20 protein-coding genes and 1 pseudogene are annotated in these 21,814 nt (G+C 35.4%); 12 read left to right on the plus strand and 9 right to left on the minus strand.

From position 1 onward, the window contains the following. Positions 1-149: 149 nt before the first annotated feature. Positions 150-962 carry a MurR/RpiR family transcriptional regulator gene (locus BKP56_RS05580; protein ID WP_072694181.1) on the minus strand — a complete coding sequence of 271 codons (813 nt, stop codon included), beginning with the start codon at positions 960-962 and terminating at the stop codon, positions 150-152. Between the two features lie 165 nt (positions 963-1,127). On the opposite strand from BKP56_RS05580, the gene BKP56_RS05585 reads away from it, so the two are divergent. The 7 genes from BKP56_RS05585 (at position 1,128) to BKP56_RS05610 (ending at position 8,856) form a co-directional block, all read left to right on the plus strand. Then, entirely contained in the window at positions 1,128-2,999 is a 1,872-nt protein-coding gene (locus tag BKP56_RS05585; RefSeq protein ID WP_072694182.1) for a beta-glucoside-specific PTS transporter subunit IIABC, read from the plus strand. 2 nt (positions 3,000-3,001) lie between these two features. Continuing rightward, positions 3,002-4,435, plus strand: coding sequence for a family 1 glycosylhydrolase (locus BKP56_RS05590; protein ID WP_072694183.1), 1,434 nt, complete (start codon positions 3,002-3,004; stop codon positions 4,433-4,435). Positions 4,436-4,462: 27 nt separating this feature from the next. Then, a complete protein-coding gene (locus tag BKP56_RS05595; RefSeq protein ID WP_072694184.1) occupies positions 4,463-5,932 on the plus strand; it encodes a glycoside hydrolase family 1 protein in 1,470 nt (489 codons plus the stop codon). Positions 5,933-6,150: 218 nt separating this feature from the next. Continuing rightward, on the plus strand, positions 6,151-6,951 hold the full coding sequence (locus BKP56_RS05600; protein WP_072694185.1) for an SDR family NAD(P)-dependent oxidoreductase: 801 nt from the start codon (positions 6,151-6,153) through the stop codon (positions 6,949-6,951). A 190-nt stretch (positions 6,952-7,141) separates the two neighbouring features. Then, positions 7,142-7,369, plus strand: a complete 228-nt coding sequence (locus BKP56_RS05605) for a hypothetical protein (RefSeq protein WP_072694186.1) — start codon at positions 7,142-7,144, stop codon at positions 7,367-7,369. 358 nt (positions 7,370-7,727) lie between these two features. After that, positions 7,728-7,883 carry an HD domain-containing protein gene (locus tag BKP56_RS13780; RefSeq protein ID WP_156849225.1) on the plus strand — a complete coding sequence of 52 codons (156 nt, stop codon included), beginning with the start codon at positions 7,728-7,730 and terminating at the stop codon, positions 7,881-7,883. A gap of 139 nt (positions 7,884-8,022) precedes the next feature. Next, positions 8,023-8,856, plus strand: a complete 834-nt coding sequence (locus BKP56_RS05610) for a glycosyltransferase family 8 protein (protein WP_072694187.1) — start codon at positions 8,023-8,025, stop codon at positions 8,854-8,856. Between the two features lie 128 nt (positions 8,857-8,984). On the opposite strand, the gene BKP56_RS05615 is transcribed toward BKP56_RS05610, so the two are convergent. The 5 genes from BKP56_RS05615 to BKP56_RS05635 form a co-directional block, all read right to left on the minus strand. Further along, positions 8,985-9,779: a MetQ/NlpA family ABC transporter substrate-binding protein gene (locus BKP56_RS05615; RefSeq protein ID WP_072694188.1), complete on the minus strand. Its 795-nt coding sequence runs from the start codon at positions 9,777-9,779 to the stop codon at positions 8,985-8,987. A gap of 30 nt (positions 9,780-9,809) precedes the next feature. Beyond that, a complete protein-coding gene (locus BKP56_RS05620; RefSeq protein ID WP_072694189.1) occupies positions 9,810-10,499 on the minus strand; it encodes a methionine ABC transporter permease in 690 nt (229 codons plus the stop codon). Positions 10,500-10,528: 29 nt separating this feature from the next. Next, positions 10,529-11,614: a methionine ABC transporter ATP-binding protein gene (locus BKP56_RS05625; protein ID WP_072694190.1), complete on the minus strand. Its 1,086-nt coding sequence runs from the start codon at positions 11,612-11,614 to the stop codon at positions 10,529-10,531. A gap of 944 nt (positions 11,615-12,558) precedes the next feature. Continuing rightward, positions 12,559-13,980, minus strand: coding sequence for an aspartate ammonia-lyase (locus BKP56_RS05630; protein WP_072694191.1), 1,422 nt, complete (start codon positions 13,978-13,980; stop codon positions 12,559-12,561). Between the two features lie 372 nt (positions 13,981-14,352). Continuing rightward, positions 14,353-14,838 carry a hypothetical protein gene (locus BKP56_RS05635; protein WP_156849226.1) on the minus strand — a complete coding sequence of 162 codons (486 nt, stop codon included), beginning with the start codon at positions 14,836-14,838 and terminating at the stop codon, positions 14,353-14,355. Positions 14,839-14,930: 92 nt separating this feature from the next. Between BKP56_RS05635 and BKP56_RS05640 the strand changes: the two genes are divergently transcribed. Both BKP56_RS05640 and BKP56_RS05645 read left to right on the plus strand, forming a co-directional pair. Continuing rightward, positions 14,931-15,638 (plus strand): YjjG family noncanonical pyrimidine nucleotidase, encoded by a 708-nt coding sequence (locus BKP56_RS05640; protein WP_072694193.1) that lies wholly within the window; start codon positions 14,931-14,933, stop codon positions 15,636-15,638. A 224-nt stretch (positions 15,639-15,862) separates the two neighbouring features. After that, positions 15,863-16,171 carry a hypothetical protein gene (locus BKP56_RS05645; RefSeq protein WP_072694194.1) on the plus strand — a complete coding sequence of 103 codons (309 nt, stop codon included), beginning with the start codon at positions 15,863-15,865 and terminating at the stop codon, positions 16,169-16,171. Positions 16,172-16,176: 5 nt separating this feature from the next. On the opposite strand, the gene BKP56_RS05650 is transcribed toward BKP56_RS05645, so the two are convergent. Together BKP56_RS05650 and BKP56_RS05655 are read right to left on the minus strand one after the other, a co-directional pair. Continuing rightward, positions 16,177-17,010, minus strand: a complete 834-nt coding sequence (locus BKP56_RS05650; protein WP_072694195.1) for an HAD family hydrolase — start codon at positions 17,008-17,010, stop codon at positions 16,177-16,179. Positions 17,011-17,161: 151 nt separating this feature from the next. Then, positions 17,162-17,644, minus strand: a complete 483-nt coding sequence (locus BKP56_RS05655; protein WP_232226930.1) for a GNAT family N-acetyltransferase — start codon at positions 17,642-17,644, stop codon at positions 17,162-17,164. Positions 17,645-17,913: 269 nt separating this feature from the next. On the opposite strand from BKP56_RS05655, the gene BKP56_RS05660 reads away from it, so the two are divergent. Next, positions 17,914-18,207, plus strand: a complete 294-nt coding sequence (locus BKP56_RS05660; protein WP_072696004.1) for a DUF1294 domain-containing protein — start codon at positions 17,914-17,916, stop codon at positions 18,205-18,207. A 54-nt stretch (positions 18,208-18,261) separates the two neighbouring features. Continuing rightward, positions 18,262-19,335, plus strand: coding sequence for a S66 family peptidase (locus BKP56_RS05665; RefSeq protein WP_072694197.1), 1,074 nt, complete (start codon positions 18,262-18,264; stop codon positions 19,333-19,335). 132 nt (positions 19,336-19,467) lie between these two features. On the opposite strand, the gene BKP56_RS05670 is transcribed toward BKP56_RS05665, so the two are convergent. After that, on the minus strand, positions 19,468-20,418 hold the full coding sequence (locus tag BKP56_RS05670; protein WP_072694198.1) for a UbiA family prenyltransferase: 951 nt from the start codon (positions 20,416-20,418) through the stop codon (positions 19,468-19,470). A 551-nt stretch (positions 20,419-20,969) separates the two neighbouring features. Between BKP56_RS05670 and BKP56_RS05675 the strand changes: the two are divergent. Continuing rightward, positions 20,970-21,792, plus strand: a pseudogene (locus BKP56_RS05675) (polyprenyl synthetase family protein). Positions 21,793-21,814: the final 22 nt, after the last annotated feature.

A 21,814-nucleotide genomic window follows, 5' to 3' on the forward strand; every position in this document is an offset into this window, starting at 1 on the left:
TTATGAATGCAGTCATTATTCTGGCAGCTATAATTGTTAATTCTGTAATACCAAAAAACGTACAGGATCATATTATTAAGGAACTATATTAAATTCATAACTAGTATCAAACCTGTAGATAATATAAAAGAGTAAAAGCTACCCAGCTTTTACTCTTTTATTTGTTTAGTTGAATAGTAACGATACCTCAAAGCAATCATATCTGTGATGATCTGATACATGAAATGGTGGGTCTGCATATTTGTCTCGTGGTGAAATAAAATGCAATAATCGATGTTTTCATTTTCAAGCATTTCAGGATTGGATGTTATTAATACAATCTTTGCGTTAGACTTCTCGAAGATTTTTTGTCTTGGGGAAAGCTGTTTTAATTGATGTTTCTTAACGTACTCCCCGGAGTTAGAAAAGATGATGATCAATTTATCATCCCTAGCTGTCTCAATAATTCGCTCTTGTTCTGTATCTTCTTGACGAGTAACAATGAATTTTTGTAGGTAAGCCAGTTTGTACTGTAAATCAACAGCTGCCGTCTCAGAGAACAGTAAGCCAAATGCATAAACCTGATCGTAGCTCACCAGATCTTTTGCTAACTGATCAATCGTTTCTAAATCGAGATTTTCTTTGAAATAATTGATGTCTTTAGTGATGGCATCAAAATAAGGTGCTAATCCTTCGGAATCAATTGTACCAAGTATATTCGTTAAATAATTAAAATTGAAGTGGAAACGATTCTCGATAAAAGGGGCACTTTCTTTGAGATGATAATAATCATCGAAACCAATTGTACGGGCAAATTTTGAAATCGTAGATTTAGATACGCTGCATAGATCGGCAATTTCTTTAATAGAAGAACGACTGATTTTTGTGTAGTGCAAGACTAAAGTCAGTGCAATATGGTAGTTGGTGGAGTCTGGATCTTCCGTATTTAATATCGTAATCAGTCGATGAATGAGTAAGCCCATGATTCCTCTCCTTATAGTTATAGGGTAATAAATAATATATGACTCGAAAATAAAGCGGTTTCCATTTTGCGAACTTTCCCTAATTTCTTTGGTTTCTACACTATACTATAACATATCAAGACGTTGGCCATCGAGAAACCGAAAAAATAAAAAGGAGAAAAGATTATGCCTAAGAAAAATTATACAGCTCCTGCAGAAAAAATTGTAAGTGCTGTTGGTGGAGAAAGTAATATCATTAACTTATATCATTGTGTCACAAGATTACGATTCAAGCTGAAGGATACTTCCAAAACAGACAAAGCAACATTAGATGCTATGCCCGAAGTATTATCTGTAGTACAAGCGAACGGGCAGTATCAGGTTGTTATCGGAAACGATGTTGAAAATATGTTCGATGCAGTCATGAAAAATCACTCGATTGACAATGCGCTGGATTCAGACTCCGAAGAAGTTGCCGATCATGGAGAGAAAGGGAACCCGATTATTCGCTTCTTCAATGTCATTTCGTCTATTTTCAATCCAATCATTATCGCACTTGCTGGAGCCGGAATGTTAAAAGCCTTATTAGTTCTTTGTACAACCTATCTTGGTATGAGTCAAGAGAGCAGTACGTACGGTATTCTTTCAGCTGCTGGGAATAGTGTCTTTTATTTCCTTCCGATATTTTTAGCGTTCAGCGCTGCTAGAGTGTTTAAAGCTAATCCGTATATATCTGTAGCTATAGTAGGGGCTTTACTTGAGCCTAATTTTACTGGCTTAGTCACTGAGACGGGAGCAGTTGTTGATTTTATCGGGATCCCTACTTATCTCATGTCATATACATCAACTGTTATTCCAGCAATTATATCTGTTTATATGTATTCATTACTTGAGAAACAATTAAAGAAATTTATTCCTAAAAATATTGAGATTTTCGCCTTGTCATTGGCAGCGCTTTTGATCATGGTTCCGCTAACGGTCATTGTGATTGGTCCAATAGGTGTATTCCTAGGTGACGGAATAGGAAGCTTAATCAATTTTGCCAGCGCAAGAAGTGGCCTACTAGCTGGAGCAATTCTTGGAGCTGGATGGACTTTCTTAGTCATGACAGGCGTACATTGGGGAATCGTGCCAATTATGTTGAACAACATCGCTTTATATGGAGAAGATCCAATTCGTCCTATGGTAGCTGCAGCAACGTTCGCAAGTGCGGGGGTAGCTTTAGGTGTATTCATGAGAAGTAAAAATAAAGATACTAAAGCCTTAGCAATTTCTTCTATGATGCCAGCTTTACTTGGAGGTATTACAGAACCGATCGTTTATGGGTTATCCGTTAAGTTCAAACGTCCCCTAATTGCGCAGACAATCGCAGGAGGTATTGCCGGAGCATTTATAGGGGCAATGGGGACAACAGCTAGTGTCTATGTTTTCCCTGCCATCACCACGTTTCCAGCATTTGCCGGACCAACATTTATCTATTATTTGATTGGTATTACAGGTGCCTTCATCGGATCAGCTATACTAACATATATTCTAGGATTCAAAGAAGATACGGATAGAGAACCAGTAACTAAGAAGACAAATGGACAGACTGATGATCATTCAATCTCAGCACCTGTCTCTGGAAAAGTGATTCCTATTAGCGAAGTAAATGACCCCGTCTTTTCTCAGAAAGCAATGGGAGATGGTGTTGGGATTATACCAGATAATGGAACGGTTAAAGCACCGGCAGATGGGGTAATTGAAACGGTCTTCCCTACAGGACATGCCGTTGGTATCAAGACGACAGGTGGCTATGAGTGCCTGATTCATATTGGGATAGATACGGTTTCTCTAAATGGAGAAGGCTTCGAGACGAAAGTGAAGCAAGGAGACAAAGTGAAAAAAGGACAGGTACTAGTTGAATTTGATTTAGATTTAATTAAACAAAAAGGATATGATCCAACTGTGATGGTCTGTATTACAAATATGGATCTGGTGAAAGAAATTAATATTATGGCGCCGATTACAGCAACTGATCAAGATGTTGTCATAGATTTAGTAGGTAAAGGAGTGTAAACGTGACTGTATTTCCAAAAGAATTTCTATGGGGAGGCGCCATTGCTGCCAATCAAGCAGAAGGTGCTTATCTTGAGGGTGGAAAAGGGCTAAGCGTGACGGATATTCTTCCAGTAGGACCCAACCGCTTCGATAATCTATCTTTAGAGGTAAAAGAGGGGGTCTTTTATCCTAGTCATGAAGCAATTAATTTTTATCATACGTACAAAGAAGATATTCAACTTTTAGCAGGTATGGGTTTGAAATGCTTTCGAACGTCTATTGCGTGGACAAGAATTTTCCCTAATGGAGATGAATTAGAGCCGAACGAGGAAGGGCTCGCTTTCTATGAAGGGATGTTTAAGACACTAAAGGAATACGGAATGGAACCTATCATCACGCTCTCGCATTTTGAGACTCCGTTGCATTTAGTGAAGGCATATGGAGGATGGAAGAATCGAAAGTTGATTCATTTTTTTGAAAAATATTGTCGAATAGTTTTTGAAAGATATAAGGGACTCGTTCGCTATTGGATGACCTTCAACGAAATCAATCATGCACATACGTTACCTTTGCTTGGAGCAGGAATCCAGATAACAGAAGATACAGAACATCCATTACAAGCAATTTATCAGGCAAGTCATAACATGTTTGTAGCCAGTGCTAAAGCAGTATTGATTGGACATGAAATAGATGAAGCGAATCAGGTGGGCTGTATGCTTTCTTTGAGTCCAATCTACCCAGCTACCTGTAACCCGGAAGATGTTTTTGAAGCGAATGAATTACGTAGAAGATCTTTGTTCTATAGTGATGTTCAGCTTAGAGGAACCTATCCAGCTTACTTTGAGCGAATTAAAAATGAGAATAATATAGAATTAGATACCGAACCTGAGGATTTTGAATTCATCAAGCAAGGGACTTGTGACTATCTAGGATTCAGTTTTTATAGAAGTTCTTTGCATGAGGCAGGTATGAAGATTCTTGGAAATACCGGAGGGATCTTAGGCAAGAAAAATCCGTATTTGAAAGAAACGAAATGGGGATGGCCAATCGATCCACTCGCACTTAGATATGTCTGTAACGAATTGACTGATCGTTACCAAAAACCATTATTTATTGTAGAAAATGGTATTGGTGTGGTTGATGAAGTTCAAGAAGATGGTTCGATTGAAGATACGGAAAGAATGGGTTACTTGAAAGACCATGTTGAAATGATGAAAGAAGCGATTAAAGATGGCTGTACAATTCTTGGTTACACGTGGTGGGGACCGATTGATATCGTTTCAGCGGGAACAGGAGAAATGAAAAAAAGATATGGATTTGTCTATGTCGATAAACATAACGATGGATCAGGAACAAAAGAACGTCGCAAGAAAAAGAGTTATGACTATTATAGACAAATTATTAAAACAAACGGTGAGAATTTAGACTATACTCATTTGACTAAAAAGGAATAAGAGAAGTATAAGGAGAGAATTAATGAGATGAAAAGTTATTTTCCTGAAGGATTCTTATGGGGAGGTGCGCTGGCAGCAAACCAAGCAGAAGGGGCTTGGGATGTTGATGGAAAAGGTATGTCTGTCGCCGATGTGGCGAAGTTCAAGCCAGATATTTCAAAAGAAGATTATATCAGCCAGTGGCACGTCAGTTCTGAAGATGTAAAAGAAGCGATGCGGACAGATGATATAGTATATTATCCGAAAAGACGAGGAAACGACTTCTATCATCGTTATAAAGAAGATCTTGCCTTGTTTAAAGAAATGGGCTTTAAAACGTTACGAATTTCAATAGGATGGACAAGGATTTTTCCAAACGGAATTGAAGAAAAGCCAAATCAAAAGGGACTAGATTTCTACAGAAATGTTCTAGAAGAAATGAATCGACTGGATATCGAACCATTAGTGACGCTGTCTCACTACGAAATGCCACTCTATCTAGTCAATGAATACGATGGTTGGGTAGGACGCGAAGTGGTAGATAGCTTTGTTCATTTCTCTAAAATTGTCGTAGATGAATATAAAGACCTAGTAAAATATTGGTTGACGTTCAATGAAATTGATAGTGTATTCCGTCATCCATTTACAACAGTTGGAGTGCTGGAAGATAAATATGACAATAAACAAAAAGCAGAAGAAGCAATCTATCAAGCACTTCATCATCAATTTGTTGCGAGTTCACTGATCACAGAATATATCCATATAGTTCAACCAAATGGTCAAGTAGGTGCTATGTTAACGAAGCGAATGACATATCCTGAAACCTGTAATCCTGAAGATGTGTTGCTGGCTCAAAAAGAAAACAGAGAAAATTCGTTTTATGCTGACGTTCAAGTCTTCGGTGAGTATCCTACATTTATAAAAAATGAGTGGGAAGAAAAAGGCTTTAACATTACTTTCGCTGAAGGTGACGAGGAAATCATAAAAAATCATACGGTAGATTTCTTATCATTCAGCTACTATATGTCTATGGTTGCTTCTGTCCACGCAGATGAGCGTGAAAAAGTTGGCGGGAATTTAACGACTGGTGTTAAGAATCCTTACTTGGAGACATCAGATTGGGGCTGGCAAATTGACCCAAGAGGGCTTCGAATATCATTAGTAGATTTATATGATCGTTACCGTATTCCGTTATTTATTGTTGAAAATGGAATTGGTGCAAAAGATACTGTCGAAGAAGATGGTTCAATACAAGATGACTACCGAATCGGCTACTTCCAATCTCACTTTAAAGCGATGAACGAAGCGATTAAAGATGGGGTAGAGATCATGGGGTACACATCTTGGGGATGTACAGACTTTATTAGTGCCTCAACGAGTCAAATGGAAAAACGATATGGATTTATTTACGTAGATATTGATGACTACGGTAAAGGAACGTACGATAGAATCAAGAAAAAATCGTTCTACTGGTATAAAGATGTAATTGGTACAAACGGAGCATCGTTGTATCAATAATAGTGTCAATTACTCAAAAAACATAGGAGAGGTTCGGTCTTAGAGCGAACCTCTCCTTTTTTCGCTTTGAGTAAAATTGGTACCTGACGGGAAGAATTGTTTAAGTGATTTGAACGATTGAATACATAGGATGATACATAATATTAGATAATAGACTTGTTTTATGCCACAATTTAAGTATAAATGATTACTAAATCAAACACTGTAGGAGGAAGATTATGTCTATTTTTTCATCTGATGTTTTTAAAGGGCAGCATGCGTTAGTTACAGGGGCAACCGGCGGGATTGGTCGTGAGACAGCGAAAGTACTAGCTTCTATGGGTGCAGATGTCACCATCACAGGTAGAAAAGAACAAGTACTAAACGAACTGAAAGAAGAAATCGAAAGTAAGACGCCGAATGCAAAAGTTATGCGGTATGTTGCTGACTTGACCGATACATCTGATAGAGAAAATTTAGTGCAAGCGGCAGAAGAAAAATTTGGATCAGTTTCCTTATTAGTGAACTCAGCGGGTATGATTGGCGGAGGGATTCTAGAAGAGTTGACACAAGAAGAGCTGGAACGCGTGATGTATTTAAATCACACTGTGCCGATTCTTTTGACTCAAAGAATCTATAAAACAATGAAAAAAGATAAAAAAGGATCCATCGTGAATGTTTCTTCTCTTTCTGGCATAAGAGGAACCTATGGCGGAACGGCGTATACGGGATCTAAATTTGCACTTAATGGATTCACCCAGTCATTTGCACTGGAAGCGATTGAACATAATGTGCGAGTCAACGGTGTCTGCCCTGGGTATGTAGATACGGAAATGGGAAGAAACGGGATCCGTTCTAAAGGCGAACGAGAAGGTCATAGTTTCGAAGAACAGTTTAAAATCGAAAGCGAGAAACTACCCACTGGACGTATTACAAATGCAGAAGAAGTTGCGAACACCATTGCTTATCTATTATCTGATGCAGCTGAAAACATCATAGGAGAAAATATCATCCTATCAGGCGGATCAGTTATGCGTTAAGATATAGAGACTTTTTGACCAGTTTAAAAATTTACTATTAAATTAGAATAAGTAATAAACAAAAGAGCAGATAGTTATTCTGCTCTTTTTCTAACTGCTTTTAACTTTGAAAGTAGTTAGAAATATAATGATTTTGCCTACAGGGAACCATTTTTTTAAATAGTGTATAAAAAATTTTGGAGGGATGAAAATGAAGAATATAGAAACTACGTTGTTTTATAAAGATAATTTTCCAGAAGAGTATGTCATTATTAATGAAGAAGCTGTTGCATTAATAGACTATATTAAAGGAGGTGCCACGGAATTTAAGATTGATGGCGATACCTATGAGAATAAGGATCTTAGTTCGATAAGTTTTTCAGATATCAACTATAAAGGTGAAATGCAATCTATTGCTATCCAATTCTCAAATGAATAAATACCTGCATATATCGAAGGAGAACGACAAGGAATATAGTGGTGAGGAGTTTATTACTATTCTCTATGGTTTAGATAGAACTAAATAGGGGAATGTATTTTATGAAGGTGAAAGGAAAACGATAGCTATTCAGTTTTCATAAAAACTTGAAGTGAGTTAAAATGAAGATAATATCTGAAAAGCGTAGTCGATTTATATAAAAGAATATTCAGTATAAAAGTATATTTGATTTTAGTGATGTACCTGGAAAATGCTTAATAGGTTCACGGGAGTTTCAAATACATACATAATTAAACGGATAAAAGCGGAAGATTTCGTTTGGAGGTGATAAGTATTAGTTTCAGAAAGGAGTATGAAAGTGACAGAAATAAACCAGTATCTTGGTTTTATTAAAGAAATAAAGTCCGTTACAAGAACGGATTGGACACAATCTGGTCGACAAGAAAGTACAGCTGAACATGCTTGGAGACAGGTGCTTTTTAGAAGTGCTTATTGCAAAAAATTCCTGAGTTAGATTATGAAAAATGACTGTTTTTACCCGGATTCAACAGTTTCTAGAAAGTGTGATTATATTTCAATATCTTTAAATAGTAGATACCTAAGATTTTGATACATACTAAAAATTATCTTATAACAGGAAGAGGTTACTTAGCTTGGAAGAAAAAATAGACATTCTTGTCACGTTGGATGAAAATTATTTAGACCCCTTAAAGGTAATGCTAACTTCATTACACCAAAATAATATGCAAATAGATTTTAGAATTTGGCTAATACATGAAAGAATTTCTTCAGAAAAACTACAAGCATTACAGACTTTATTAAAATTTTATGGAATGGAATTGAATGTCATTAAAGTGCCTCTGGACCTATTTGCTGACGCGCCCACAGCTGAGCGTTACCCAAAAGAAATGTATTACCGCTTGGCTTGTGGAAGTTTATTGCCTGATAATGTAAAAAGAGTTATTTATTTAGACCCTGACACTTTAATTATCAACCCGATTCAAGAACTGTGGGATTTGGATCTTGAGGGGAATATACTGGCTGCTGCGACACATTCCGGATTGACCAATATTACTAAGGGGATCAACAATATTCGACTGGGAATCAGTCATGGTTATTTTAATTCAGGAATTATGGTAATAGATGTAAAACAAGCAAGAAATAAAATTCAAATAGAAGATATTTACGATACAATTAGAAAATATAGTGATTATTTACTGCTTCCTGATCAAGATGTGATGAACTATCTTTATGGGGAATTTACAAAAGAAATTCCTGAAGAAATATGGAATTATGATACTAGACAAAGTAGTGCCTATTTTACTAGAAGTTTTGGTGCTTACAATATACATTGGGTAGCAGAAAATACGGTTATTTTACACTTCTGCGGTAAGCCTAAACCGTGGAATGAGAAAAGTAACAACCGCTTTTCTTTGCTTTACCTTCATTATCAACAATTGTTAAAGAGATATGAAGAAAATATATAGCATAATTTCTGCAAATTAAAGAGCAAACCACTAATCGTTTGCTCTTTAATATCGTTAAACGTTATCTTAATCTATACATAAAAGACCACTTAGAAATCATAGCTAAGTGGTCTTAATCATTATCTCTATTACCAAACAGGAATGGAAGAATTTTGAGTTGTTTCTGCAATAATTTCTTTCACTTCGTCTGTCTGATAAGCTTCGACGATTTTTTGATAAGTTTCATTTTCTGTTTCATCAGGTCGTGCAACGATTGCGTTGATATACGGTTCGGTATCTCCTTCAGCTGATTCCAGGAAAATAGCGTCCTCTGATGGGATATAGCCAGCGTCAACAGCCATTCCAACATTGATTACGGCAGCTGTCGTATCGCTCAATGAACGTGCCGTCTGATTACTGGCAATTGCCACAATGTCCAAGTTCAATGGATTACTTGTGATATCTTCAATAAGAGGGTAGTTACCTTTTTCTGGGTCGACTTCAATCAATCCTGCTGATTGAAGCAGAATCAGTGCACGACCTTCATTTGATGCATCGTTTGGGATAGTAATCGTGTCGCCTTCTTGAATGTCCGTTACCTCTTCTACTTGTTCAGAGTATATTCCTAAAGGATTTAAAGTAGTATCTGCGATTGGCGTTAAATCATATCCGGTATCTTCATTAAAGGAATCTAAAAAGATTACAGTCTGAAATGCATTTAGATCCAAATCACCTTCAGCTAATGCTGTGTTTGGTGTTTGATAATCTGAGAAAGTAACGATTTCTAAATCAATTCCTTCTTCCGCTACTACATCACGCACGTGTTCCCAAGGCTCATTGTTTTCTCCAACAACTCCTAAACGAACGGTTTCACCGTCGTTACCGCATGCTGCCAGAATAACTGTAAATACAATACTGAATAATGCTAATAATTTCTTTTTCATTTTATTTCCCCAATTCTAATTTTTTTTTGATTAATGAGATGTTCTCTTGATTAATATACGTCCGATCCACTGAGTAATAAAAACAATAACCATAATCAAGAGAGTGGAGACGATTGTAACATCCATTTGGAATCGGTTGTACCCTCTAGCGATAGCCAGATCTCCTAAACCGCCACCACCAACAACTCCAGCCATTGTGGTCAGTCCAATAAGGTTGATAATGGAAACAGCAGATACACGGACAAGAGAAGGAAGTCCTTCTTTTAAATAAACACCAAATATAATTTCAAGAGGAGATGAACCCATTGCTTGTGCAGCTTCTACAATCCCTGGATCCACTTCCAGCAAAGCATTTTCGACTTGACGAGAGTAGAATGGGATAATCCCTACAATAATAGGAACTATTGCAGCAGTCGTTCCTATTGTTGTGCCAACAACAAGCCTTGTGAAAGGTGCTATTAGGGCGAGCAGGATAATAAAAGGCACTGAACGAAAAGTGTTGATCAACCGTTCTGAGTGGGTGTAGAAAACAACATTTTCTTTTATCCCGTTTTTATTTGTAATGACTAAAATGACTCCGATTATAATTCCAATGATTCCGGCAATAAGAGCAGAAACGAGTATCATATAGATAGTTTCCCAAGTACTTTCAAGAACTCGTTCTCGAATTTCCCAAACGTTTGGTGCAATACTTTCAATAAAATCAGTTAATCCATTCATAGTTTTTCTCCTTTTTTATCAGACTTTTATTAAATGACATATTCCTGATTTATAGGAACTACTTTTGCTTTCTGGTCTACATGAATGTGTTCCAGCTGTTGCACTGCTACGTTTTGGGACTCTAAAAAACGGATCGCTTGTTGTTGCTGAGAAGGGGATCCACTTAAGACAACGATCAGATTCCCAATCGGAGTATCATGCAGAATTTCAATATTTCCGTAAAGAATATTTGTTGAAACTGCAAATTTAGAATATAGACTGGATATCAGCGGTTCGTTTGTACTTTCTCCAACAAAAGATAGCCGGGCGATGGTATCTTCTTGATCTAAGTTGAGTAAGGATGGATGTTTAGCTAGTTTTTCTAAAGCTTGATCAATATGGGTTGCTGTATTGATAAACTCTTGGGTAAGTGGATTTTTTGGATCTGTAAAGATTGAAACGACATCACCTTGTTCAACGACTGAGCCGTCTTCCATGACCGCTACTTTTTTGCAGATCTCTTTGATAACTTCCATCTCATGAGTAATAATAACAATAGTCAGGTTAAGCTTTTCATTTAAATCTTTTAATAACTCCAAAATAGAAAGAGTTGTTTTTGGATCCAAAGCACTGGTTGCTTCATCGCACAGGAGTACTTCTGGATCATTTGCCAATGATCTGGCAATCCCAACCCGTTGTTTCTGCCCACCAGAAAGTTGAGAAGGATAGACGTCATGTTTATCTGCTAATCCTACAAGGTCCAAAAGCTCTGCTACTTTTTTATTTTTTGCATCTTCAGATAATTGACTTGAACGCAAAGCGTAAAGGACGTTTCCAGCAACTGTCCGAGCGTTCATTAAGTTGAAGTGCTGGAAGATCATTCCAATTTTCTTGCGAGCCTGGCGCAGTTCTTTTGGATTTAAATTCAATAATTGTTTCTCACCTACACGAACGCTGCCGTTTGTAGGACGTTGCAGTAAGTTGATTGTTCTAACCAGCGTACTTTTTCCTGCTCCGGAATAACCGACAATTCCAAATATGTCTCCTTTATCGATCTGGATCGAGACATCTCGTACTGCGTGGATTTCTTTATTTTCGGTTTTGAATTGAACATCGATATTTTTAAGCTCTATCATGTATTGTCCTCCTAGTATTCTATATCGCTAATAAACGGAAATAAAAAAACGTCCTTTGATTAAACAGCGTATCGCTAACTGAATAGCTTGATGCTGTTTAATCAAAGGACGAATGTTGTCGTGTTACCACCTTTGTTTGTAAGATCCTCACGAATCTTACCTCACTAAGTACAAAAGATTTATACTCGTGCAAGATAACGGATGCAGCCGTGATAGCCTTATCTTAATAGACTCGGTATCCCACTATGACAACTGACTGAAAGGAATCAGCAGGGAAGAGACCATATTCAATGTCTTTGGGTAAACCTGCTTTCAGCGACTGCAGGCTCTCTGTTATTACGCTAGGACATTTACTCATCTCTATAGTGTTTGATATGATTTTACATATAAAAAAAGTCCTTGAAAGAAATTCGCTTTTTGCGAATCTCCTTCAAGGACGAAATAGTCAAATTCGTGTTACCACCTTGATTTACAACGGAATTGCTTCTCATTGCCTCAAACAGTACGACACCATCATTGTGTTTAATACTGTGGCACTGTAACGGGTGCAGCCGTAATGAACTTATTCCAGAGAACTCGTTCATTCCACGTTAACTTAGAAAGTTAAATCATTTTCAAGTTTTAAAAGACCATTTTCCAGATTTTTCATCTTACCCTTTTTCACCAGACTGGGCTCTCTATGAAGACTTCCAAAATGTACTTATCTTTCACGCATTTATATTTAATGTTTCCTGTTGGTCATTACTATAGCAAGAGAAGTAATACACTGTCAACAAAAATTTTGATTATTTTTTGACAGTTTTAAATTATATTCTTTTTACAGAGTATTTGAAAGATTAAATTTATGAACATCATAGATACCTTCTCAGATAGATTTGTACTATTTTTTAGCACTACATAAAATCTGATTTTTTAATAATTCAATTTTGGTATAGGTCGATTTTTCAAGTTAAAATAGAATGCAGGTGATTAATTGAAGGGGTTATTCCTTCCGCAAGTTTTTTCAAATCTATGATCTCGTCGATTTTTTCTTTACTTAACCAATCCTTTTCCAAAAGAATTGTTCGAATAGATATTTCAGTTTTTAAAGATTCTTTTGCGACTTCACTTGCTCTTTTGTATCCGATGAATGGGCAGAGAGCAGTGGCGATTCCTGCGCTTCGTTCCACTTGTTCAAGACAATGCTCTCTATTGGCTGTAATACCAGCGATACAGTTATCTGCCAGCGTTAACGCAGCATTCGTTAAAAGTTCAATAGAACTAAACAAATTACGAAAGATAATTGGCTCAAAAGGATTCAGTTCCAATTGACCGGATTCGGCTGCCATTGTGATTGTTACATCATTTCCGATAATTTGAAAGGCTACTTGTGAGACAACTTCTGGAATAACAGGATTGACTTTGCCGGGCATAATGGATGAGCCATTTTGCTTATCAGGTAAGTTGATTTCACCGAATCCAGTCTTTGGACCACTGGACATTAGCCTTAGATCATTACTCATTTTTGAAAGTATAACTGCGACAGTTTTTACAGCGCCTGATACCTGGACAAAACTATCAGCGTTTTGAGTAGCATCGTATAAATCGTTTGCCTGTTTTAACGGTAATTTCAATTCATTTGCTAAGTTTTGAACGATGGTTGCAGAATAACCTGGAGAAGTATTGAGTCCATTCCCGATAGCTGTCCCTCCAATGTTAAGGGTATGCATTTCATCCGTTACGGTTAACAAATGATGAATACCTCTGCATACAGCAGATTGATAGGCTTTGAAAGAGCGGCCTAATGTTGTTGGAACGGCATCCTGCAATTGGGTTCTTCCCATTTTGATTACATCTGAAAACTCATCCGCTTTTTGAGCGAGTAAATTTTCTAAGTAGGAGAGATTGTTGATTAGATGCGGCATTAGTTCTAGAACCGTTAATTTTCCTGCCGTCGGAAAAACGTCATTTGTCGACTGTGAACAGTTGACATGGTCATTAGGGTGAACAAGATCATAGGTATCTTTTGTACCTCCAAGTATTTCACTAGCGCGATGAGCTAGTACTTCATTGATATTCATATTTGCAGAAGTTCCAGCGCCACCCTGAATGGCATCTACAATAAACTCTTCTTGGAATTTACCTGAAATAATCTCATCACTTGCTTTGTAAATTGCCTCAGCAATATCAGCAGATATATTTTGTTCCTGAAAGTTTGTTATTGCTGCAGCTTTTTTGATTACAGCCAAATTTTTTATAAGGGAAAGATGCAGTTTTTCTCCAGAGATTGAAAAGTTATGTTTCGCTCGTAATGTCTGAACACCATAGTATGCATTGCTTGGAATGGGTAAAGGACCAATTGAATCAGATTCTATTCGTGTATGCATTTCTTCTACACTCCTTGATTTCTTATTATAAAAATCATTAATGAAATTACAGGTATGAAGATACCATGCCTTGGTGAGAGAGTAAACAGAGGAAACAACGAACAAAATAAGTAATTGGTATAGTTTGTTTTGAGAGTATAAAATAATTTATTTTCAAGGAATTCTTTAGATAATTAAGTATAGTTTTAATAAAGAAAGTGGTCTGGATTTTTATATAGCTTAACTATAAATACTAGTTTATAAGTCAGATAGATGAGGAAAATAAAAACAATGTAGAATTGAGTATTCTACATTGTTGGAAATGGAGTATAAAAAATATTAAAAAGCTGCACCTGTTTGTTGATCTAGTATTCAATAAGCATGATGCATTCTTTAAAGAATGCTCACATGTAAAATAGAAATAGTAACTGAATGATTAGATTTTTCATCAGTTTCTATAACTCTCCATGCTGAACTGACTAATGCTTTGATTTCTTTTAGCTGCTTTTGATTTACAGTTAAATTTTCTAATTTCTGATCATAGAGAAGGTAATCTTTTTCTTCTACAAACTCATATTTGATTCTAAGAAGATTTTTCAACCCTCCGATTGTTAAGTAACTTATAGCATACTGATTTTTTTTAATAGCTTCTTCAAATAACGATTCCTTCCCTTGCACAGAAGTACTTAGTTCTGAATAGTCAAAAGAATCATCAAAATGTACATATTTATCTAGATTTTTCTCGTTCATTGTATGAAGAAAATCTTCTTTTTTAACACCCTTTGAAAAAAGCGTTTCTATCATATAGGCATCCATTAAGGTTATAGTAGGAATAGTCATGAAAATCTCCTTATCAAAATCTGTTTTTCTACTGTTCATTATATCATTTATCAATAAATTGAGATAGTTCATAGACTAAAGAGTATTTTCCGTTAAAATAGAATTACAGAAAATTTGATGGAGGATTTAAAATGAGTTATAAAGGTTATTTGATTTTTGATTTAGACGATACGATTTTGGACTTTAAAAAGGGTGAAAAGGACGGATTGAATAAAGTTTTTAAGAATCATGTAATACAAGATGTTCATTTTGACCAGTGGCTGCCGACTTTTAAACAGGTAAATAACGCAATCTGGAGGCAAATTGAACAAGGTGCTTCAGCAAAAGAATTATTAGATACTCGTTTTTCAAAAACTTATCAAGAATTTGGGGTTGAAGCAGATGGTAAGCTCCTCGAAATGGAATATCGGAGCTATCTTGATGAGAATTTCTTTGTTTTAAAGGGAGCAAAAGAGATGCTGCTGCATTTGAAAAAGCAAAACTTTCAAGTCATAGCTGGAACCAATGGGAAATCATCCACCCAAAGAAATCGATTAAAAGGCACCGGATTAGAGATGCTTTTCGAAGATATCGTTATTTCAGACGAAATTGGATATGCCAAACCTCATCGGAAATTTTTTGATATTCTGATGGATCGGAATAAAGGAATGCAACCACAAAATACACTAATGATTGGAGATTCCCTGCATTCGGATATTCAAGGAGCGATTAACTCTGGAATCAGAAATATCTGGTTTAATCCATTCAGACTGAAAAATGATTCAGGTATAATACCTGATTACGAAGCGCAATCATTTGATGAAATAGTGAAGAGGACACAGTCGATAGTTTTTAAATAGTTTAAAAGTCTGAACAAGTAATGTAAAAATCACCATTAGTAGATCGAAAAAGGAAAATAATGTCAAAAAGATAATTTCCTTTAGGTACTTTGAATTACTTAAAATATTTATGTCAGAAAAGTGTAAGAATTAATCTATGTATATTTGGAAAATCTCTTGATTCCTTAATTTTCTTCTTATTTTTACGATATATAAATAGTAACAAATAGGAGGGGGAGAAGGTTATGAAACTTTCAATTCGTGCCAAAATCCTTAGTTTTATTCCGGTCATGATTATGGTAGTACTCATGATTACTGGAGTAAGCTATAGTTTTGCTAAAGGAGAAATAGAAAAACAAATCGAGGAAAGACTTGCCCGACAGGCTGGAGAAACTGCCGGAGAAATGGAAAAGCAACTTTCAGAACATCAGCGTGTTGGAGAGGCACTTGCTGAAGTTGTTGGAGAAGAAGGTACTGAATTAAATGCAGAGGCTTATGCAGCGTTACAAGAACGTCTTGTAACGTTGAATGAAGCAACTTTATTCAAGGTATAATTATTTTAAATATCTATAATAAATTTTCTCAATGCGTTTGAAACACCATAGTTGTTGTTGTCAGTTGTTTTTATTTTTGTGCTTTTTTTTACTTCTTCAGGTGCATTGTCCATTACGATTCCAAGCCCTGCTAAAGAAAGCATAGGAATATCATTAAAGTTATCTCCTATAGCCATTGTGTTTTCTAAAGGTACATCATAATACTTCGATAGCTCTATTAAGGCTTTATCTTTGGATACTTCACGATGAGTGATTTCCATATAATTATTTTTTGATAAATAAAATGAGCTGTTTTTTAAATTTAAATGTTTAAAATACTCAAGAAGCTGATTGATTTCTTCAGACTCTCCAATTAGCAGAAGCTTATGAACAGGTAATTTAAAATCTAATAGTAATAGCTGAAGGTTCCTTTCGATTGGCTGTTCATTTGTAATGACAGCTTCCATCTTTGTCCATTTATCATTTTTAGCTACGTACCACTCACTGCCAGAATATAGATTGATAGCGACCTCAGGGAATTGACTATTAATAACATCAACAATTAGTCGGACCTCTTCTCTATCTAATTCATGACTAAATAGAGAAGTATAATGCCCGGATTTTTGTTTTTTTAAAACTAGTGCTCCATTATAGCAAACGATGGGATTATCAGTTATATTAAGTTCTTCTGTAATAGGAACCATACCTTTTGGTGATCGGGCAGAAGCTAAAATAAAAGGAATAGCTTTTTTGTGCAATGCTAGTAAAGTATCTTTTAATTGATCATCAACTAAGTGATGATCGTTTAAAATAGTTCCATCGATATCACTTATCACTAGTTGGATTTGTCTAGAGTCCATACCTATTCAACCTTTCTTTTCCTGATAAACAAGCGTTACATTACTTGATAAAGATTTTTAATTTCATAGTAAGCACTGAATTAAAAGTATGTAACATAAATAAACGCAGTTATAGTAAATTAGCTGCGCTTATCTATTTTCAAGTTTCATGTCAATCTGCGAGTTCATTTAATGTAGTACCGGAAATGCGGTAAATAGTCCAGTCATCCATGGGTTTTGCTCCTAGCGATAAATAAAAATCAATACTAGACTTATTCCAGTTCAGACAAACCCATTCTAGCCTACCACATTTTCTTTCAACAGCGATTTTTGCTAAATACTTTAAGATGCTTTTACCATATCCGTGTCCCCGAAAGGATGGATCTACATATAAATCTTCCAGATAAATTCCAGAGCGACCTAAAAATGTTGAGAAATTATGAAAGAATAGAGCAAAGCCTATTTCTTTTCCTTTTACCACCGCTAAAATGACTTCAGCTCTTTCTTTGTCAAACAGCCACTCCTCAAGCAATGCTTCAGTTGCGACAACTTCATCCAGCATTTTTTCATAGATGGCCAAATCTTTGATAAACTTCATAATCAAAGGAATGTCTTCTTTCGTTGCAAATCTGAATGTTAATTCTTTAGTTTTCAAAAGCATTCTCCTTTTAACTTATAAATAAAGTATACGAGGGTTTCATGAATCATTCAATGTTATTATATGGAATATATTAAAATAGCTAGCTGAACTTCATTAATGTTTCTATATAATAATGATTTATCTCTCGTTAAGTGGAATTGGTTAAATTTTATAACCTTATATGTTAGTAGACCACCTAATTGAATATGGTATACTTTTCAAAGAAAATATATGAATCTACTAAAAGCAGCGAGGATTTTAATATGAAAATTATGGAGGGTTTTATGGAGCAATTACTTTCAGATATACAGTTAATTTTAATAGGGGGTATATTAATGATGAATGTGTATACTTTTATATTATTCTACATTGACAAGCAAAGAGCTATAAAGCATAGATATAGAATTTCAGAAAAGCAACTGCTCCTCTGTTCTTTTTTATTTGGAGGAATAGGTTCCTGGTTAAGTATGGGGATATTTCGGCACAAAACACAAACGCTTATATTTAAACTATCAATTCCAATTGCTGCTTTACTGTCTTTTGTGAGTATCGTTATTGTGTTATTCTATTTAACATAAATATTATGTGCAATAAATTTAAAAAATGGAAAGTCAAAACAGAAGGTGGATGCATTGATTAAGCCAAAAGGATTGAAAAAAGGGGATAAAGTAGCTGTTGTTAGTTTATCAAGTGGTGTTTTAGGAGAGTCATTTGCAGCACATCAGCTAGAAATAGGGAAAAGAAGGTTAGAATCTTTGGGTCTAACGCCTGTTTTTATGCCTAATACATTAAAAGGGATGGATAGTTTGGAAAATCATCCTGAATGGCGGGCAGAAGATTTGAAAGAAGCTTTTATGGACTCATCCATAAAAGGAATAATATGTGCAATTGGTGGGGATGACACCTATCGTTTACTGCCATACTTGATGGAAGATGAGGAATTTATTCAGGCAGTACAGAACTCTCCTAAAATATTCACCGGGTTTTCAGATACAACAATTAATCATTTAATGTTCTATCGATTAGGAATGGAATCTTTTTATGGTCCGAATTTTTTAAGTGATATTGCTGAATTAGCGGAGGAGCTTTTGCCTTATACGAAACGTTCTCTAGAAGGTTATTTTGATGGTCAAGAATTGACAGAAATTACTTCAACTGAATGGTGGTATGAAGAAAGAACTGACTTTTCTTCTAAGTCTATAGGAACTGAACGTAAGCGACATTTTGAGAAAAATGGGATTGAAATATTATCTGGAAAAAATAAAACAAGCGGTAGGCTATTAGGCGGCTGTCTGGAAAGTTTATATGATTCTTTAATAGGAGCTCGCTATGGGGATGAACCAGATATAATAGAAAAGTATAAAATTTTCCCTCGGAAAGAAGAATGGAGCGGAAAAATTCTTTTTTTAGAAACAAGTGAAGAGCGCCCAGCACCTGAAAACCTAAGAAGTATGTTAATGACGTTAAAAGATTATGGAGTATTTTCCAAGGTAAATGGTGTACTAATTGGTAAGCCACAAAATAATGTATATTATGAAGAATATAAAAGTATTTACAAAGAGGTTATTAACGATGAGACATTACCGGTCTTATATAATTTACCTTTTGGACATGCTTGTCCCCGTTGTCTTTTGCCATATGGGATCGAAGTCACTATAGATACTGAAAAGAAATCAGTAAAATTTAACGAATCATATTTTGCATAGCTATATAGTAAATTTTTGATTATTAGGATTGTTGATAATTAGATATCGTATCAAAACCGTAGACAGATTAGAGTTGTCTACGGTTTTTTTATTGAATTTAATTAATTTAAAGATAAGTCAAACGAATAACTATTACGATAACCAAGCCCAACTAATAACCACTACAAATAGTAAAAGTTCTACTAGTGTAAAAGCTAAAAAAGATTTTACCGAAGTAATAAAGGTTTCAGCTTTTTCTTGTTTAAGGTTAAATAACCGTACTTGCTTACGAGCATAGAGTAGAGTTGGATAAACTAGTAACATAATCAATGGTAACCAGCCCATTAAGATGGGTACTAGAAATAATACATAGCTTCCGTAAGTTAGCCAGTTATATAATTGAATACTTTTTTCTTTACCAATATGAAAAACAATGGTAAATCGATTATTTTCAATATCTTGTTTCAAGTCACAGATGTTATTTGCAAGAACGATATTGGAGATTAATAAAACCTGTGGTAAAGAAACAAAAAATATAGCTAAGATCGTCAGCCAATCTCCTTGAAGCATAAATGTTGAATTCTGGAAATTTAATGCTAGAATCAGTGAATCTCTATAATTGACGAATATGGCAATAAAGATAATGCCAAACCCAAGAGGAGGACCAGAAAACAACTCTCCTAAGGGCATTCTAGAAATCGGAAGCGGCCCATAAGTATACGTAATCGCGATGATGGAACAGATAATACCAATTGGAAGCAAGACCAGATTAGTTCGAAAGACTAGAATCAAACCTAAAATGAAATAGAGAATGAGCATAATATAAATATAAACTACAACTAGTTTTTCGGAAATATTTTCTCTACCAATAATATTGCGTTCTTTCTTAAATTCTTCTGATGCAGCTGTCTGATAATCAACTAAGACATTGATAGAAGTGGTAGTGAAGTCAAGCAGAACGGCTGCAATAAAAAAAAGCAGGGTATTGAGTAAATTAAAAGTTCCAAAATAATAGATTGTGTAAAAAACGCCTAAAAGAACAGGAAGAATACTCGTGAATTTTGTCCGAATATCAACAAACCTCAAAAACTGTGAAATAGACATGGTAGACTCCTTTGGTTTAAGATGTGAATAAATATTGTGCTTACAGTATAGCAGAATAAGACGAATTCAATGAGATAAAACGCTAATCTATCTTGAAATCTTATAATGAAAACATTGTTTTAGACAATTTAGCACTGCAAATGTATAATGATAACAAATGTTTTACATAAATAAATTTTAAAAATATTTGATAAGCTATGGATAATGTTCTATTAGTTGAAACATCATTCTATATACCGGATTTTATAATTCATTAATAGTATAGTGTCGTGCTGTAAATCTGCATGGTCTCAAAAAGAATTAGTTATTTACATTCTTTAATATTAATGTATAAAAATGAAGCTGATTTAAAGATAAAACTATTTCAAAAATAGTTAAATAAATTTGTAGATTAAGGCGGGATTGCTTTGAGCATTCACTCGATATGGGATGAATTTCCCGACTTGGAAAAGGAACTTAAGCAAACTAGGCAATTGATTTTCAGTAAGATTTTTATACGTAATCAGCAAGTGAATGATGCGGCAAAAGGTATTTTTCAGTCTAGTGGAAAAATGATACGTCCAGCTTATTCGTTGCTATTTTCGCAATTAGGGCCAAAGAGTGAACCGGAAAGAGCAAGAGTGATGGCTGCAGCAATTGAAGTTTTTCATAATGCAACACTGATTCACGATGATATCATTGATGAAGGGGATATAAGGAGAGGAACTCCTACTATACAAGCGGCTCATGGAAAAAAGTCTGCAGTGTACGCCGGGGACTATCTGCTTTAGAATGACACATCCTTACCGTCAAATAATAGATGTACAAGGTATTCTTACTCGAGCCATGGAAAGAGTAATTGGAGGGGAACTGCACCAGTTAGATCAGTCTTACAATCAGGATATGACGATACGACGCTATTTAACCCAAATTCGGGGAAAAACTGCTGAGTTATTTGCATTAGCCTGTTATGGAGGGGCAATGGAAAGTAATATGTCTATAAAAGAACAGTGGTTGTGTTACCGAATCGGTGCTCAAATTGGGATGGCATTTCAGTTGATGGATGATTTACTGGAATACACTCAAGATGAATCTGTATGGGAGAAGACCATGTTTCAGGATTTTAGAAATGGGATTTATACCGCACCGATCCTGTTTTCAATGAAACGTTCACCAGTATTTTTTAAGGAACAATTTGCTAAACAAGACTATACAGAACAAGACGTTATAGAAATCCGTAAAAAATTGAAAGATACCGAAGGAATCAAGTCGGCTTTTCAGCTGGCTGAGCGATACACAAGTAAAGCGTTGGTTCTGATAGAACAACTCCCAGATAATAAAAGCAAAAAAGATATTGAGAAATTGACAAAACTACTGCTTCATCGTCAACTGTAAATTATTTGATGATAATTTAAAA

It is taken from the genome of Marinilactibacillus sp. 15R, assembly GCF_001895285.1.
Lineage (GTDB): Bacteria > Bacillota > Bacilli > Lactobacillales > Carnobacteriaceae_A > Marinilactibacillus > Marinilactibacillus piezotolerans.